Annotated in this window: 13 protein-coding genes; all 13 read left to right on the top strand. The window is 52.0% G+C overall.

Annotated elements, in window-relative coordinates; all coding sequences use genetic code 11:
- Positions 1 to 51 precede the first annotated feature (51 nt).
- The 13 genes from frr to dnaE all read left to right on the top strand — a co-directional run bounded on the left by frr (position 52) and on the right by dnaE (position 15,781).
- Positions 52 to 609: a ribosome recycling factor gene (gene frr, locus FDW95_RS18865; RefSeq protein ID WP_115259405.1), complete on the top strand. Its 558-nt coding sequence runs from the start codon at positions 52 to 54 to the stop codon at positions 607 to 609.
- Positions 610 to 717: 108 nt separating this feature from the next.
- Positions 718 to 1,914 (top strand): 1-deoxy-D-xylulose-5-phosphate reductoisomerase, encoded by a 1,197-nt coding sequence (ispC, locus tag FDW95_RS18860; RefSeq protein WP_115259404.1) that lies wholly within the window; start codon positions 718 to 720, stop codon positions 1,912 to 1,914.
- Between the two features lie 188 nt (positions 1,915 to 2,102).
- Complete coding sequence (gene ispU, locus FDW95_RS18855) at positions 2,103 to 2,861, top strand: (2E,6E)-farnesyl-diphosphate-specific ditrans,polycis-undecaprenyl-diphosphate synthase (protein ID WP_115259402.1); 759 nt, start codon at positions 2,103 to 2,105, stop codon at positions 2,859 to 2,861.
- Positions 2,862 to 2,873: 12 nt separating this feature from the next.
- Complete coding sequence (gene cdsA, locus FDW95_RS18850; RefSeq protein WP_115259400.1) at positions 2,874 to 3,731, top strand: phosphatidate cytidylyltransferase; 858 nt, start codon at positions 2,874 to 2,876, stop codon at positions 3,729 to 3,731.
- A gap of 11 nt (positions 3,732 to 3,742) precedes the next feature.
- Positions 3,743 to 5,095 (top strand): sigma E protease regulator RseP, encoded by a 1,353-nt coding sequence (rseP, locus tag FDW95_RS18845; protein ID WP_115259398.1) that lies wholly within the window; start codon positions 3,743 to 3,745, stop codon positions 5,093 to 5,095.
- Between the two features lie 29 nt (positions 5,096 to 5,124).
- Positions 5,125 to 7,533 carry an outer membrane protein assembly factor BamA gene (gene bamA / locus FDW95_RS18840; RefSeq protein ID WP_115259397.1) on the top strand — a complete coding sequence of 803 codons (2,409 nt, stop codon included), beginning with the start codon at positions 5,125 to 5,127 and terminating at the stop codon, positions 7,531 to 7,533.
- A gap of 122 nt (positions 7,534 to 7,655) precedes the next feature.
- A complete protein-coding gene (skp, locus tag FDW95_RS18835) occupies positions 7,656 to 8,141 on the top strand; it encodes a molecular chaperone Skp (protein WP_115259395.1) in 486 nt (161 codons plus the stop codon).
- A gap of 3 nt (positions 8,142 to 8,144) precedes the next feature.
- Positions 8,145 to 9,170 carry a UDP-3-O-(3-hydroxymyristoyl)glucosamine N-acyltransferase gene (gene lpxD, locus FDW95_RS18830; protein ID WP_115259393.1) on the top strand — a complete coding sequence of 342 codons (1,026 nt, stop codon included), beginning with the start codon at positions 8,145 to 8,147 and terminating at the stop codon, positions 9,168 to 9,170.
- Between the two features lie 103 nt (positions 9,171 to 9,273).
- Positions 9,274 to 9,729, top strand: a complete 456-nt coding sequence (fabZ, locus tag FDW95_RS18825) for a 3-hydroxyacyl-ACP dehydratase FabZ (RefSeq protein WP_000210739.1) — start codon at positions 9,274 to 9,276, stop codon at positions 9,727 to 9,729.
- 3 nt (positions 9,730 to 9,732) lie between these two features.
- On the top strand, positions 9,733 to 10,521 hold the full coding sequence (gene lpxA / locus FDW95_RS18820) for an acyl-ACP--UDP-N-acetylglucosamine O-acyltransferase (RefSeq protein ID WP_096758231.1): 789 nt from the start codon (positions 9,733 to 9,735) through the stop codon (positions 10,519 to 10,521).
- Positions 10,521 to 11,669 carry a lipid-A-disaccharide synthase gene (lpxB, locus tag FDW95_RS18815; protein ID WP_096758230.1) on the top strand — a complete coding sequence of 383 codons (1,149 nt, stop codon included), beginning with the start codon at positions 10,521 to 10,523 and terminating at the stop codon, positions 11,667 to 11,669. Before lpxA ends, lpxB begins: the two co-directional genes overlap by 1 nt.
- The gene (rnhB, locus tag FDW95_RS18810) at positions 11,666 to 12,262 is read left to right on the top strand and encodes a ribonuclease HII (protein ID WP_115259391.1); all 597 of its coding nucleotides are present in this window, start codon (positions 11,666 to 11,668) and stop codon (positions 12,260 to 12,262) included. Before lpxB ends, rnhB begins: the two co-directional genes overlap by 4 nt.
- A 36-nt stretch (positions 12,263 to 12,298) precedes the next feature.
- On the top strand, positions 12,299 to 15,781 hold the full coding sequence (gene dnaE, locus FDW95_RS18805; protein WP_096758228.1) for a DNA polymerase III subunit alpha: 3,483 nt from the start codon (positions 12,299 to 12,301) through the stop codon (positions 15,779 to 15,781).
- Positions 15,782 to 15,792: the final 11 nt, after the last annotated feature.

The following is a 15,792-nucleotide window of genomic DNA, read 5'->3' as shown; positions in this document are numbered from 1 at the left end:
CTTGCGTGGTGGATATGGTCTGACTGAAACAAGCTTTCAAGGATTCGTAACGTGATCAACGAAATCAGAAAAGATGCTGAAGTACGCATGGACAAATGCGTCGAAGCATTCAAAAATCAAATCAGCAAAATTCGCACGGGTCGTGCTTCTCCCAGCCTGCTGGATGGCATTATCGTGGAATATTACGGCACGCCAACTCCGCTGCGTCAGCTGGCAAGCGTAACGGTTGAAGATTCCCGTACTCTGAAAATCAACGTGTTTGACCGTTCTATGGGCCCGGCCGTTGAGAAAGCGATTATGGCTTCTGACCTCGGTTTGAACCCAAGCTCTGCGGGTTCTGACATCCGCGTTCCGCTGCCGCCGCTGACCGAAGAACGTCGTAAAGATCTGACCAAGATCGTGCGTGGCGAAGCAGAAGGCGCGCGTGTTGCCGTGCGTAACGTTCGTCGTGATGCTAACGACAAAGTGAAAGCGCTGTTGAAAGATAAAGAGATCAGCGAAGATGACGATCGCCGTTCTCAGGACGACGTGCAGAAAATGACTGACGCCGCTATCAAGAAAGTGGATGCGGCGCTGGCAGAGAAAGAAGCGGAACTGATGCAGTTCTGATTCGCCTGTACGCTTAAAACGCCGCTCAGAAGGTCTGCAAAGGCTGGATGGCGGCGTTTTGCTTTTTTCTGTCTATCCCCTAAAGGGTAAAATTCTTCAGGATGTCTGATGAAGCAATTAACCATTCTCGGCTCAACCGGCTCTATTGGTTGCAGTACGCTGGATGTCGTACGCCATAACCCGGAAACGTTTCGTGTTACTGCGCTGGTCGCGGGTAAAAATGTTGCCCGTATGGTCGAGCAGTGCCTGGAGTTCTCTCCCCGCTATGCAGTAATGGATGATGAAACAAGCGCTGCGCAGGTGAAAGCGGCTCTGCTGGAGCAGGGAAGTCGTACCGAGGTGATGAGCGGACAACAGGCGGCCTGTGATATGGCTGCGCTGGATGATGTCGATCAGGTGATGGCCGCGATTGTCGGCGCGGCGGGGCTGCTGCCTACGCTGGCGGCAATCCGTGCAGGCAAAAGCATTTTACTGGCGAATAAAGAGTCGCTGGTGACCTGCGGTCGTTTGTTTATGGATGACGTGAAGCGCCACAAAGCGCAGCTTTTGCCGGTAGATAGCGAACATAACGCGATTTTTCAGAGTTTACCCCAACCTATTCAGCACAATCTGGGATACGCTGACCTTGAGCAAAATGGCGTCATGTCCATTCTGCTTACCGGGTCTGGTGGCCCTTTCCGTGAAACGCCATTGCACGATCTGGTGTCAATGACCCCCGATCAAGCATGCCGTCACCCGAACTGGTCGATGGGACGAAAAATCTCCGTCGACTCTGCCACTATGATGAATAAAGGTCTGGAATACATTGAAGCGCGCTGGTTGTTTAATGCCAGTGCAAGCCAGATGGAAGTGCTGATTCATCCACAGTCGGTGATTCATTCGATGGTTCGGTATCAGGATGGTAGCGTTCTGGCACAACTGGGTGAGCCTGATATGCGCACGCCTATTGCCCATGCTATGGCATGGCCGGAACGCGTCATATCTGGTGTGAAGCCTGTCGACTTTTGCAAACTGAGCGCGTTGACGTTTTCCGCGCCGGATTACCAACGCTATCCGTGCCTGAAACTGGCGATGGATGCGTTTGAGCAAGGGCAAGCGGCGACTACCGCGCTGAACGCTGCGAATGAAATTACCGTTGCCGCATTTCTGGCGCAACAAATTCGATTTACCGATATTGCCGAGCTCAATTTATCGGTACTGGATAAGATGGATTTGCAGGAACCCCAGAACGTTGATGACGTGATGAGGGTTGATGCCGTTGCACGGGACGTCGCCAGAAAACAAGTGATGCGACTCTCAAGCTGATGATAATCCCTCTACAGAGATTCGTGCTATTTGTTAGCGTTGGGCTTCAGTGATATAGTCTGCGCCACCCGATCACAGGTATTGGCATTTTTTCGGTCGGGTAAGCCGTGGTTTGACACGGCTTTTTTGTGTAGAGGCTTCAGTATTCCTGAGTACCGTTAAATCCTTTCAGGGACTAAAAACGCGTTATGTTGTCTGCAACTCAACCATTAAGCGAAAATTTGCCAGCACATGGCTGTCGCCATGTAGCCATTATTATGGATGGCAATGGCCGCTGGGCGAAAAAGCAAGGGAAGATTCGCGCCTTTGGGCATAAGGCCGGAGCAAAATCCGTCCGCCGGGCTGTCTCTTTTGCTGCCAATAACGGTATTGATGCGTTAACGCTGTATGCCTTTAGCAGTGAGAACTGGAACCGACCTGCGCAGGAAGTGAGCGCGTTAATGGAATTATTCGTGTGGGCACTTGATAGTGAAGTGAAAAACCTGCATCGCCATAACGTTCGTCTGCGTATTATCGGGGATATCAGTCGATTTAACTCACGTTTGCAAGAACGGATTCGCAAGTCGGAAGCGCTTACAGCCCAGAATACGGGGTTAACGCTGAATATTGCTGCGAATTACGGCGGACGTTGGGACATTGTCCAGGGAGTCAGGCAACTGGCGCAACAGGTGCAAGACGGTCTGCTGCGCCCTGAGCAAATTGACGAAGAAATGCTTGGTCAGCAAGTTTGTATGAATGAACTGGCTCCTGTGGATTTAGTGATAAGGACTGGGGGAGAGCATCGCATCAGTAATTTTTTGCTGTGGCAAATTGCCTATGCTGAACTTTACTTTACGGATGTTCTCTGGCCCGATTTCGATGAACAAGACTTTGAAGGTGCGCTGCATGCCTTTGCTAATCGAGAGCGTCGTTTCGGCGGGACCGAACCCGGTGATGAAAAAGCCTGATGGGGGTCGCTTTTGCTGAAGTATCGCCTGATTTCTGCTTTTGTTTTAATACCCGTTGTCATCGCGGCGCTGTTTTTATTGCCGCCGGTGGGGTTCGCCATTGTTACGCTGGTCGTATGTATGTTGGCCGCGTGGGAGTGGGGACAGTTAAGCGGTTTCACCACTCGCACACAGCGAGTCTGGCTGGCGGTTCTGTGCGGGCTTTTGCTGGCACTGATGCTGTTTTTACTGCCTGAATATCATCATAATATTCATCAACCGTTGGTCGAAGTGTCGCTTTGGGCGTCGTTGGGCTGGTGGGGCGTTGCACTATTGCTGGTGTTATTTTACCCAGGTTCGGCGACTGTCTGGCGTAATTCAAAGATATTACGCATCATTTTCGGCATCTTAACCATTATCCCTTTCTTTTGGGGAATGCTGGCGCTACGTGCCTGGCATTATGATGAGAATCATTATAGTGGCGCAGTATGGCTGCTGTATGTCATGATCCTCGTCTGGGGAGCGGATTCCGGTGCGTATATGTTTGGCAAGTTATTTGGTAAACATAAACTGGCGCCGAAGGTTTCTCCGGGTAAAACCTGGCAAGGTTTTATTGGCGGACTCGCCACTGCGGCTGTGATCTCATGGGGTTATGGTATGTGGGCGAATCTTGATGTCGCGCCTGTCACCTTGCTCATTTGCTCTATTGTTGCGGTCCTGGCCTCGGTGCTGGGTGACTTGACTGAGAGTATGTTTAAGCGTGAAGCAGGTATTAAGGACAGTGGTCACTTAATCCCAGGGCACGGCGGCATTCTGGATCGTATTGATAGTCTGACGGCTGCGGTACCGGTCTTTGCTTGCTTGCTGTTACTGGTTTTCAGGACGCTTTAACGGATGGTCTTATGCTGAGTATTCTCTGGAATCTGGCTGCATTCATCGTCGCACTCGGTGTGCTTATCACCGTGCATGAATTTGGTCATTTCTGGGTTGCCCGGCGCTGTGGTGTTCGCGTTGAGCGTTTTTCCATTGGTTTTGGAAAGGCGCTGTGGCGGCGCACTGATAGATTGGGTACCGAATACGTCATCGCCCTGATCCCTCTCGGCGGCTACGTCAAAATGCTGGATGAGCGTGCAGAACCGGTGGTGCCGGAACTGCGCCACCACGCGTTCAACAACAAAACGGTTGGGCAGCGTGCGGCCATTATTGCCGCAGGTCCGATTGCAAACTTCCTTTTCGCTATTTTTGCTTACTGGCTGGTGTTTATCATCGGCGTCCCTGGTGTTCGTCCGGTTGTGGGTGAAATAACACCCAACTCGATTGCCGCACAGGCGCAAATTCAGCCAGGTACGGAACTAAAAGCGGTTGATGGTATCGAAACCCCTGATTGGGATACCGTGAGATTGCAGCTGGTCGCTAAAATTGGCGATGAGCAGACCATTCTTAGCGTGGCGCCGTTTGGCAGCAACCAGCGACAGGACAAAACGCTGGATTTGCGCCAATGGGCATTTGAGCCAGACAAACAGGATCCCGTTACGAGTTTAGGGATTCGTCCACGCGGTCCGCAGATTGAACCGGTGCTGTCAGAAGTACAGATTAACTCCGCAGCAAGTAAGGCGGGTTTGCAAGCTGGCGACAGGATCGTTAAAGTCAATGGTCAGCCGCTCACGCAATGGATGACGTTCGTGACGCTGGTGCGTGATAATCCGAATAAGCCGTTAGCGCTAGAAATTGAAAGGCAGGGGAGTTCCTTGTCTTTGACGTTAACTCCGGACTCAAAACCGGGTAACGGTCAGGAAGAGGGATTTGCGGGTGTCGTGCCTAAAATTATTCCTCTGCCTGATGAGTATAAGACTGTACGCCAGTATGGACCATTCGGCGCCATCCTCGAAGCCTCGGATAAAACGTGGCAGTTGATGAAGTTGACGGTCAGTATGCTGGGAAAATTGATTACCGGTGATGTGAAACTGAACAACCTCAGTGGGCCGATTTCTATCGCCCAGGGGGCTGGGATGTCAGCGGAGTTCGGGGGGATTTATTACCTGATGTTCCTTGCGCTTATCAGCGTGAACTTAGGGATAATTAACCTGTTTCCGTTGCCCGTTCTTGACGGGGGGCATCTGCTGTTCCTGGCGATTGAAAAGCTGAAGGGCGGTCCGGTATCCGAGCGGGTTCAAGACTTTAGTTATCGCATTGGCTCGATTTTGCTGGTGTTGTTAATGGGGCTTGCACTTTTCAATGATTTCTCTCGGTTGTAAGAGAGTGTTAGGAAGAACGCATAATAACGATGGCGATGAAAAAGTTGCTCATAGCGTCGCTGCTGTTTAGCAGCGCCACCGTATACGGTGCTGAAGGGTTCGTCGTGAAGGACATTCATTTCGAAGGCCTACAGCGAGTCGCCGTTGGTGCGGCTCTCCTCAGTATGCCGGTGCGCACAGGCGACACGGTTAATGATGAAGATATCAGTAATACCATTCGTGCTCTGTTCGCCACCGGTAACTTTGAGGATGTCCGCGTCCTGCGCGATGGTGATACCCTTCTGGTTCAGGTAAAAGAACGCCCGACGATTGCCAGCATCACTTTCTCCGGTAACAAATCGGTTAAAGATGACATGCTGAAGCAAAACCTCGAGGCGTCTGGCGTGCGTGTTGGCGAGTCTCTCGATCGCACCACGCTTGCCGATATCGAAAAAGGCCTGGAAGATTTTTACTATAGCGTCGGTAAGTACAGCGCCAGTGTGAAAGCGGTGGTGACGCCGTTGCCGCGTAACCGCGTTGACCTCAAACTGGTGTTCCAGGAAGGTGTCTCGGCGAAGATCCAACAGATCAATATCGTCGGTAACCATGCCTTTACAACCGACGAATTGATCTCTCACTTCCAACTGCGCGATGAAGTGCCGTGGTGGAACGTGGTGGGCGATCGTAAATACCAGAAACAGAAACTGGCGGGCGACCTTGAAACCCTGCGTAGTTACTATCTGGATCGCGGCTATGCTCGCTTCAATATCGACTCCACGCAGGTCAGCCTGACGCCGGATAAGAAAGGTATCTACATCACCGTCAACATTACTGAAGGCGAGCAGTACAAGCTTTCTGGGGTACAGGTGAGCGGTAACCTGGCTGGACACTCTGCCGAAATTGAGAGCCTGACGAAAATCGAACCGGGTGAACTCTATAACGGCACCAAAGTGACCAAAATGGAAGATGATATCAAGAAGCTTCTGGGTCGCTACGGTTATGCCTACCCGCGCGTACAGTCGCAGCCTGAAATCAACGATGCCGATAAGACGGTTAAATTGCGCGTAAACGTGGATGCGGGTAACCGTTTCTATGTGCGTAAGATCCGCTTTGAAGGTAACGATACCTCTAAAGATTCCGTCCTGCGTCGTGAAATGCGCCAGATGGAAGGTGCCTGGCTGGGTAGCGATCTGGTCGATCAAGGTAAAGAGCGTCTGAATCGTCTGGGCTATTTCGAAACAGTCGACACCGATACTCAGCGTATTCCGGGCAGTCCGGATCAGGTTGATGTGGTCTACAAGGTGAAAGAACGTAACACCGGTAGCTTTAACTTCGGCGTCGGGTACGGTACCGAAAGCGGCGTGAGCTTCCAGGCGGGCGTTCAGCAGGATAACTGGTTAGGTACCGGGTATTCTGTCGGCATTAACGGCACCAAAAACGATTACCAGACCTATACTGAATTGTCTGTGACCAACCCGTACTTCACCGTGGATGGTGTGAGCCTTGGTGGCCGCGTCTTCTATAACGACTTTGAAGCGGATGATGCAGACCTGTCTGACTACACCAACAAAAGTTATGGTACAGACGTCACACTGGGCTTCCCGATCAACGAATACAACACGTTGCGTGCGGGCCTGGGTTACGTGCATAACTCCTTGTCTAACATGGATCCACAGGTTGCAATGCAACGTTATCTGGTTTCCATGGGTGAAGATCCTGATGCGGATAGCTTCAAATCAGACGATTTCACCTTCAACTACGGTTGGACGTATAACAAGCTGGACCGTGGCTATTTCCCAACGGAAGGTACGCGTATTAACCTGAACGGTAAAGTCACCGTTCCGGGTTCTGATAACGAATACTACAAAGCGACGTTGGATACCGCGACCTACGTACCGATTGATGACGACCATAAATGGGTTGTTCTGGGTCGTACCAAGTGGGGTTATGGTGATGGATTAAGCGGCAAAGAAATGCCGTTCTATGAGAACTTCTATGCCGGTGGTTCCAGCACCGTGCGTGGCTTCCAGTCCAACACCATTGGTCCAAAAGCCGTCTATTTACCGGCAAATCGTAATACTGAAAACGAAGATAACGAGTGTGATGTCGGTAATACATCACCGTGTAAATCAGACGATGCAGTAGGCGGTAACGCCATGGCTGTCGCCAGCCTGGAGTTTATTACCCCAACGCCGTTTATTAGCGACAAGTATGCTAACTCGGTCCGTACCTCTTTCTTCTGGGATATGGGTACCGTCTGGGATACCAACTGGGATTCTGCGAAGTATTCTGGCTATCCAGACTACAGCGATCCGAACAATATCCGTATGTCTGCGGGTATCGCGTTACAATGGATGTCCCCATTAGGGCCGTTGGTCTTCTCCTACGCCCAGCCGTTCAAAAAGTACGATGGAGACAAATCAGAACAGTTCCAGTTTAACATTGGTAAAACCTGGTAATTGTTCTGCGCAAAGGAATGTAGTGGTAGTGTAGCGATGACTTTAGGCGATCCTGCATGGGGTCGCCTGGCCACGCAAAGAACTGTACCTTCGGGTGCAAATGGGATGGTAAGGAGTTTATTGTGAAAAAGTGGTTATTAGCTGCAGGTCTCGGTTTAGCGATGGCAACGTCCGCACAGGCTGCTGACAAAATTGCAATCGTCAATATGGGTAGCCTGTTCCAACAGGTTGCACAGAAGACTGGTGTTTCTAATACGCTGGAAAACGAGTTCAAAGGCCGCGCCAGCGAACTGCAGCGCATGGAATCCGATCTGCAATCTAAAATGCAGCGTCTGCAATCCATGAAAGCAGGTAGCGATCGTACTAAGCTGGAAAAAGACGTTATGGCTCAGCGCCAGACTTTCTCTCAGAAAGCGCAAGCTTTTGAGCAGGATCGTGCGCGTCGTTCCAACGAAGAACGTGGCAAACTGGTTACGCGTATCCAGACAGCCGTGAAATCTGTCGCTAGCAGCCAGAGCATCGATCTGGTCGTTGACGCAAACACCGTTGCTTACAACAGCAGCGATGTTAAAGACATCACCGCTGACGTACTGAAACAGGTTAAATAAGTAATGCCTTCAATTCGACTGGCTGATTTAGCAGAGCAGTTGGATGCAGAATTACACGGTGATGGCGATATCGTCATCACCGGCGTAGCGTCCATGCAATCTGCGCAAACTGGCAATATTACGTTCATGGTGAATCCTAAGTACCGTGAGCATTTAAGCCTGTGCCAGGCTTCTGCCGTTGTGATGACGCAGGACGATCTTCCTTTTGCTAAGAGTGCTGCGCTGGTAGTGAAGAACCCCTACCTGACCTATGCGCGAATGGCGCAAATTTTAGATACCACGCCTCAGCCGGCACAGAACATTGCACCCAGTGCAGTGATTGATGCGACGGCAAAGCTGGGTAGCAATGTCTCTGTTGGCGCAAATGCGGTCATCGAGTCTGGCGTAGAACTGGGCGATAACGTGGTTATCGGTGCAGGCTGTTTCGTCGGAAAAAACACAAAAATCGGCGCAGGTTCACGCTTGTGGGCGAATGTGACGATTTATCACGATATCCAGATCGGTGAACATTGCCTGATTCAGTCCAGCACCGTTGTAGGATCTGACGGCTTTGGCTATGCGAACGATCGTGGTAATTGGGTGAAGATCCCACAGCTTGGTCGCGTAATTATTGGCGATCGTGTCGAGATCGGCGCTTGCACGACCATCGATCGTGGCGCTCTGGACGATACCGTGATCGGCAATGGTGTTATCATTGATAACCAGTGCCAGATTGCGCATAACGTTGTGATTGGCGACAATACGGCGGTAGCCGGTGGCGTCATTATGGCGGGCAGCCTGAAGATTGGCCGTTACTGCATGATTGGCGGCGCCAGTGTGATCAATGGGCATATGGAAATATGCGACAAAGTCACGGTCACTGGTATGGGTATGGTGATGCGTCCTATCACCGAACCAGGCGTCTATTCCTCAGGCATTCCGCTACAGCCCAACAAGGTATGGCGTAAAACAGCTGCACTGGTGATGAATATTGATGATATGAGCAAGCGCCTCAAAGCAATTGAGCGCAAGGTTAATCAACAAGACTAAAGCACCTTTTTTGCACGTCTGACTTTTCGGCCTGTCCCATTCATACGATTGCGACAGGCCGTGTTATTATTGCCTTTTAGTATATTTTGACAGGAAGAGTATTTTGACTACTAACACTCATACTCTGCAAATTGAAGAGATTTTAGAACTTCTGCCGCACCGTTTTCCGTTTTTGCTGGTTGATCGTGTGCTGGATTTTGAAGAAGGTCGTTTTCTGCGCGCAGTGAAAAATGTATCCGTTAACGAGCCTTTCTTCCAGGGCCACTTCCCGGGTAAACCGATTTTCCCTGGCGTGCTGATTCTGGAAGCAATGGCCCAGGCAACGGGTATTCTGGCGTTTAAAAGCGTAGGAAAACTGGAGCCAGGCGAGCTGTATTATTTCGCTGGTATCGATGAAGCACGCTTCAAGCGTCCTGTCGTACCTGGCGATCAGATGATCATGGAAGTCACTTTCGAGAAAACGCGCCGTGGCCTGACCCGTTTTAAAGGGGTTGCACTGGTTGACGGTAAAGTTGTGTGCGAAGCAACGATGATGTGTGCCCGTAGCCGGGAGGCCTAATACGTGATTGATAAATCCGCCTTTATTCACCCGACCGCCATTGTGGAAGAGGGCGCCAGTATTGGTGCCAATGCCCACATTGGACCTTTTTGTATTGTTGGACCCCACGTTGAAATTGGTGAGGGTACCGTACTGAAGTCTCACGTTGTCGTGAATGGCCATACTAAAATTGGTCGCGATAACGAGATCTATCAGTTTGCCTCCATCGGCGAAGTAAACCAGGATCTGAAGTATGCTGGCGAACCGACCCGCGTGGAAATTGGCGATCGCAACCGCATCCGCGAAAGCGTCACCATTCATCGTGGCACAGTGCAAGGCGGTGGGTTGACGAAGGTGGGCAGCGATAACTTACTGATGATCAACGCGCACGTTGCGCATGATTGTACGATTGGTAATCGCTGTATTCTGGCGAATAACGCCACGCTTGCCGGACACGTTTCGTTGGATGATTTCGTTATCATCGGCGGGATGACGGCGGTGCATCAGTTCTGCATCATCGGCGCACATGTGATGGTTGGTGGTTGTTCTGGTGTTGCTCAGGACGTTCCGCCGTACGTTATCGCCCAAGGTAATCATGCCACGCCATTTGGCGTCAACATCGAAGGTCTGAAGCGTCGCGGGTTCACCCGTGAAGCGATTACCGCGATCCGTAACGCCTATAAAGCGTTGTATCGCAGTGGTAAAACTCTGGAAGAAGTGAAGCCGGAAATCGCCGAGCTGGCGAAGCAGTACCCGGATGTTCAGGCTTTCAGTGATTTCTTTGAACGCTCAACGCGTGGCCTGATTCGTTAATGACTGAGCAGCGTCCATTAACGATTGCCCTCGTCGCCGGAGAAACCTCCGGCGATATTCTTGGTGCAGGATTAATTCGCGCACTCAAGGCGCGTGTACCCAATGCCCGTTTTGTTGGCGTGGCAGGTCCGCTGATGCAGGCCGAAGGCTGTGAAGCCTGGTACGAAATGGAAGAGTTGGCGGTGATGGGCATTGTTGAAGTGCTCGGACGCCTGCGCCGTTTACTGCATATTCGCGCCGATCTGACTCGTCGTTTTACCGATCTCAAGCCGGACGTTTTCGTTGGCATTGATGCACCTGATTTTAATATTACCCTTGAAGGGAACTTGAAAAAACAGGGCATTAAAACCATTCATTACGTCAGCCCTTCCGTGTGGGCATGGCGACAGAAACGTGTTTTCAAAATAGGCAGATCCACCAATATGGTGCTGGCCTTTCTGCCTTTCGAAAAAGCGTTTTATGACAAATTTAATGTCCCGTGCCGCTTTATCGGCCACACCATGGCGGACGCCATGCCGTTGGATCCGGATAAAAACGCGGCTCGCGACGTGCTGGGTATTCCCCATGATGCGCACTGCCTGGCACTATTGCCAGGAAGCCGGGGCGCTGAAGTGGAGATGCTTAGCGCTGATTTTCTGAAAACAGCACAGTTGCTACGCCAGCAGTATCCCGATCTCGAAGTGGTCGTGCCGCTGGTGAATGCCAAACGACGGGAACAGTTTGAGCGCATTAAAGCTGAGGTAGCACCGGAACTTTCCGTACATCTGCTTGATGGGATGGGACGCGAAGCGATGGTTGCCAGCGATGCAGCGCTGCTGGCTTCAGGCACGGCAGCGCTGGAGTGTATGTTGGCGAAGTGCCCGATGGTTGTCGGCTACCGTATGAAACCCTTCACGTTCTGGCTGGCGAAACGTCTGGTGAAAACCGATTATGTTTCGTTGCCGAACCTGCTGGCGGGAAGAGAATTAGTCAAAGAGCTGTTGCAGGATGAATGCGAACCGCAGGCGTTGGCGAAAGCGCTGCAGCCGTTGCTGGCGAATGGCAAAACCAGCCATGCGATGCACGATACGTTCCGCGACCTGCACCAGCAGATCCGTTGTAATGCTGATGAGCAGGCGGCGGATGCAGTCCTGGAGTTAGCACAATGATTGAATTTGTTTATCCACATACGCATTTAGTGGCGGGTGTGGATGAAGTAGGACGAGGCCCTTTGGTCGGGGCTGTGGTGACAGCTGCTGTTATTCTTGATCCAGCGCGTCCGATAGTCGGTCTGAACGACTCCAAAAAACTCTCTGAAAAGCGTCGTCTGGCGCTTTACGATGAAATCAAAGAAAAAGCGTTAAGCTGGAGCCTGGGACGGGCGGAACCACATGAAATCGACGAGCTGAATATTCTGCATGCCACCATGCTGGCCATGCAGCGAGCGGTGGCCGGTTTGCACATTACGCCTGAATACGTGCTAATTGACGGTAATCGTTGCCCGGTATTGCCGATGCCGTCGATGGCGGTGGTGAAAGGGGACAGTCGCGTGGCGGAAATCAGCGCAGCGTCTATTTTGGCGAAAGTCACCCGCGATGCGGAGATGGCGACGCTGGATACGGTTTTCCCGCAGTACGGCTTTGCGCAGCACAAAGGCTACCCAACAGCTTTTCATCTGGCGGCGCTTATAGAGCATGGCGCGACAGAACACCACCGTCGCAGCTTTGGCCCTGTTAAACGCGCACTGGGACTCACGTCCTGATTCTTGTGGCAAGAATAAGTAAACCGGAATCTGAAGATGTCTGAACCACGTTTCGTCCACCTGCGGGTGCACAGCGACTACTCCATGATTGATGGGTTGGCAAAAACGGGGCCGCTGGTGAAAAAGGCGGCCGCGTTGGGCATGCCTGCACTGGCGATCACCGATTTTACCAACCTGTGTGGTCTGGTGAAGTTTTACGGGGCGGGTCACGGTGCTGGCATTAAACCGATTGTTGGTGCTGATTTTCATGTCCGTAGCGAGCAGTTTGGCGACGAGTTGACGCAACTAACGGTGCTGGCGGCCAATAATACGGGCTATCAGAATCTGACGTTGTTGATATCAAAAGCCTATCAACGTGGCTATGGATCCGAAGGACCGGTCATCGACAGAGACTGGTTGCTTGATTTAAAAGAAGGCTTAATTTTACTTTCCGGTGGTCGCATGGGCGACGTCGGACGGAGCTTGCTACGCGGTAACAGCGCGCTGGTTGATGAGTGCGTCACGTTTTATGAAGAACATTTCCCCGATTGTTATTTTCTGGAACTGATCCGTACCGGCAGGCAGGACGAAGAGAATTATTTGCATGCCGCAGTGGCGCTGGCCGAAACGCGGGGTCTGCCGGTGGTGGCGACCAACGATGTTCGCTTCCTTGAAACCGGAGATTTTGACGCGCATGAGATCCGCGTGGCGATCCATGATGGTTTCACACTCGATGATCCGAAACGTCCGCGCAACTATTCACCGCAGCAGTATATGCGCAGCGAAGAAGAGATGTGCGAGCTGTTTTCCGACATTCCGGAAGCGCTGCAAAATACCGTCGAGATAGCCAAGCGCTGTAACGTGACGGTGCGTCTGGGTGAATACTTCCTGCCGCAGTTCCCGACCGGAGATATGACCACCGAAGACTATCTGGTTAAAAAATCGAAAGAAGGTCTGGAAGAGCGTCTGGCGTTTTTGTTCCCGGATGAAGCCGAACGCAAAGAGAAGCGCCCACCTTACGACGAACGCCTGGACATTGAACTTCAGGTTATCAACCAGATGGGGTTCCCGGGCTACTTCCTGATCGTCATGGAGTTTATCCAGTGGTCGAAAGACAACGGCGTGCCGGTCGGACCTGGCCGTGGTTCCGGTGCCGGCTCACTGGTGGCCTATGCGCTAAAAATTACCGATCTCGATCCGCTGGAATTTGACCTGCTGTTCGAACGTTTCCTTAACCCGGAACGTGTCTCGATGCCTGACTTCGACGTTGACTTCTGTATGGAGAAACGCGACCAGGTGATTGAACATGTGGCGGAAATGTATGGTCGTGACGCGGTATCACAGATTATTACCTTTGGTACGATGGCCGCAAAAGCGGTTATCCGCGACGTGGGCCGCGTACTGGGGCATCCGTACGGGTTTGTCGACAGGATTTCTAAACTGGTGCCACCCGATCCGGGGATGACGCTGGCAAAAGCCTTTGAGGCAGAGCCGCAGTTGCCAGAAATCTACGAGGCGGACGAAGAGGTCAGGGCGCTGATCGACATGGCGCGTAAGCTGGAAGGCGTCACGCGTAATGCCGGTAAGCATGCGGGCGGCGTGGTTATTGCTCCCACTAAAATTACCGACTTTGCTCCGCTCTATTGTGATGAAGAAGGTCTTCATCCGGTCACTCAGTTTGATAAAAACGACGTGGAATACGCCGGGTTGGTTAAGTTTGACTTCCTGGGTCTGCGTACGCTGACGATCATTGACTGGGCGCTGAAAATGATCAACCCGCGTCGGGCAAAGCAGGGACTGGAGCCGATTGACATCGCCGCCATCCCGCTCGACGATAAAAAATGTTTTGATATGCTGCAGCGCTCGGAGACAACCGCCGTCTTCCAGCTTGAATCTCGCGGCATGAAGGATCTGATCAAACGCCTGCAGCCTGACTGCTTCGAAGATATGATAGCCCTGGTGGCGTTGTTCCGCCCAGGCCCACTGCAGTCGGGAATGGTAGATAACTTTATCGACCGTAAGCACGGGCGAGAAGAAATATCCTACCCGGATGTACAATGGCAGCATGAGTGCCTGAAACCTGTTCTGGAGCCGACGTACGGCATTATCCTGTATCAGGAACAGGTCATGCAGATTGCCCAGGAGCTGTCTGGTTATACTCTTGGCGGCGCGGATATGCTGCGCCGTGCGATGGGTAAGAAAAAGCCGGAAGAAATGGCCAAGCAGCGCGGCACCTTTGAAGAAGGGGCGAGAAAGCGCGGCGTAGACGGTGAGCTGGCGATCAAAATCTTTGACCTGGTGGAGAAATTCGCAGGGTACGGGTTTAACAAATCGCACTCCGCAGCCTATGCGCTGGTGTCTTACCAGACGCTATGGTTGAAAACGCATTACCCCGCTGAGTTTATGGCCGCGGTAATGACCGCTGATATGGATAACACTGAGAAAGTGGTCGGGCTGGTGGATGAATGCTGGCGTATGGGACTGAAAATCCTGCCGCCGGATATCAACTCCGGGCTGTATCATTTCCACGTAAATGATGATGGCGAGATTGTGTATGGCATCGGCGCGATAAAAGGCGTGGGTGAAGGCCCCATTGAAGCTATTATTGAAGCGCGTAACAAAGGTGGCTATTTCCGCGAGTTGTTCGATCTCTGTGCCCGTACGGATATCAAAAAGCTAAACCGCCGGGTGCTGGAAAAACTGATCATGTCCGGGGCGTTTGACCGCCTTGGCCCGCATCGCGCCGCACTGATGAATTCGCTGAACGACGCGCTTAAAGCCGCCGATCAGCACGCAAAAGCCGAAGCCATCGGTCAGGCCGATATGTTTGGCGTTCTGGCCGAAGAGCCGGAACAGATTGAACAATCCTATGCCAACTGCACGCCGTGGCCGGAGCAGGTGGTATTAGATGGTGAGCGTGAAACGTTAGGGCTTTACCTGACGGGACACCCCATCAACCAGTATTTAAAAGAAATTGAGCGCTATGTCGGAGGCCACAGGCTGAAAGACATGCATCCGACAGAACGTGGTAAAGTTACCACGGCTGCGGGGCTCGTCATTGCTGCGCGGGTAATGGTCACCAAGCGCGGCAATCGTATCGGCATCTGCACGCTGGATGACCGTTCCGGGCGTCTGGAAGTGATGTTATTTACCGATGCCTTGGATAAATACCAGCATTTGCTGGAAAAAGACCGCATACTTATCGTCAGCGGACAGGTCAGCTTTGATGACTTCAGCGGTGGGCTTAAAATGATGGCCCGTGAAGTCATGGATATTGACGAAGCCCGGGAAAAATACGCTCGCGGGCTTGCTATCTCGCTGACGGACAGGCAAATTGATGACCAGCTTTTAAACCGACTCCGTCAGTCTCTGGAACCCCACCGCTCGGGGACAATTCCAGTACATCTCTACTATCAGAGGGCGGATGCACGTGCGCGGTTGCGTTTTGGCGCAACGTGGCGTGTCTCTCCGAGCGATCGTTTACTGAACGATCTCCGTGGCCTTATTGGTTCGGAGCAGGTGGAACTGGAGTTTGACTAATACAGGAATAC

The organism is Citrobacter sp. wls718, from assembly GCF_005280945.1.
Taxonomy (GTDB): domain Bacteria; phylum Pseudomonadota; class Gammaproteobacteria; order Enterobacterales; family Enterobacteriaceae; genus Citrobacter; species Citrobacter gillenii.
The sequence above is the reverse complement of the archived record's forward strand: the minus strand, read 5'-3'. Positions and strand labels throughout refer to the sequence as shown.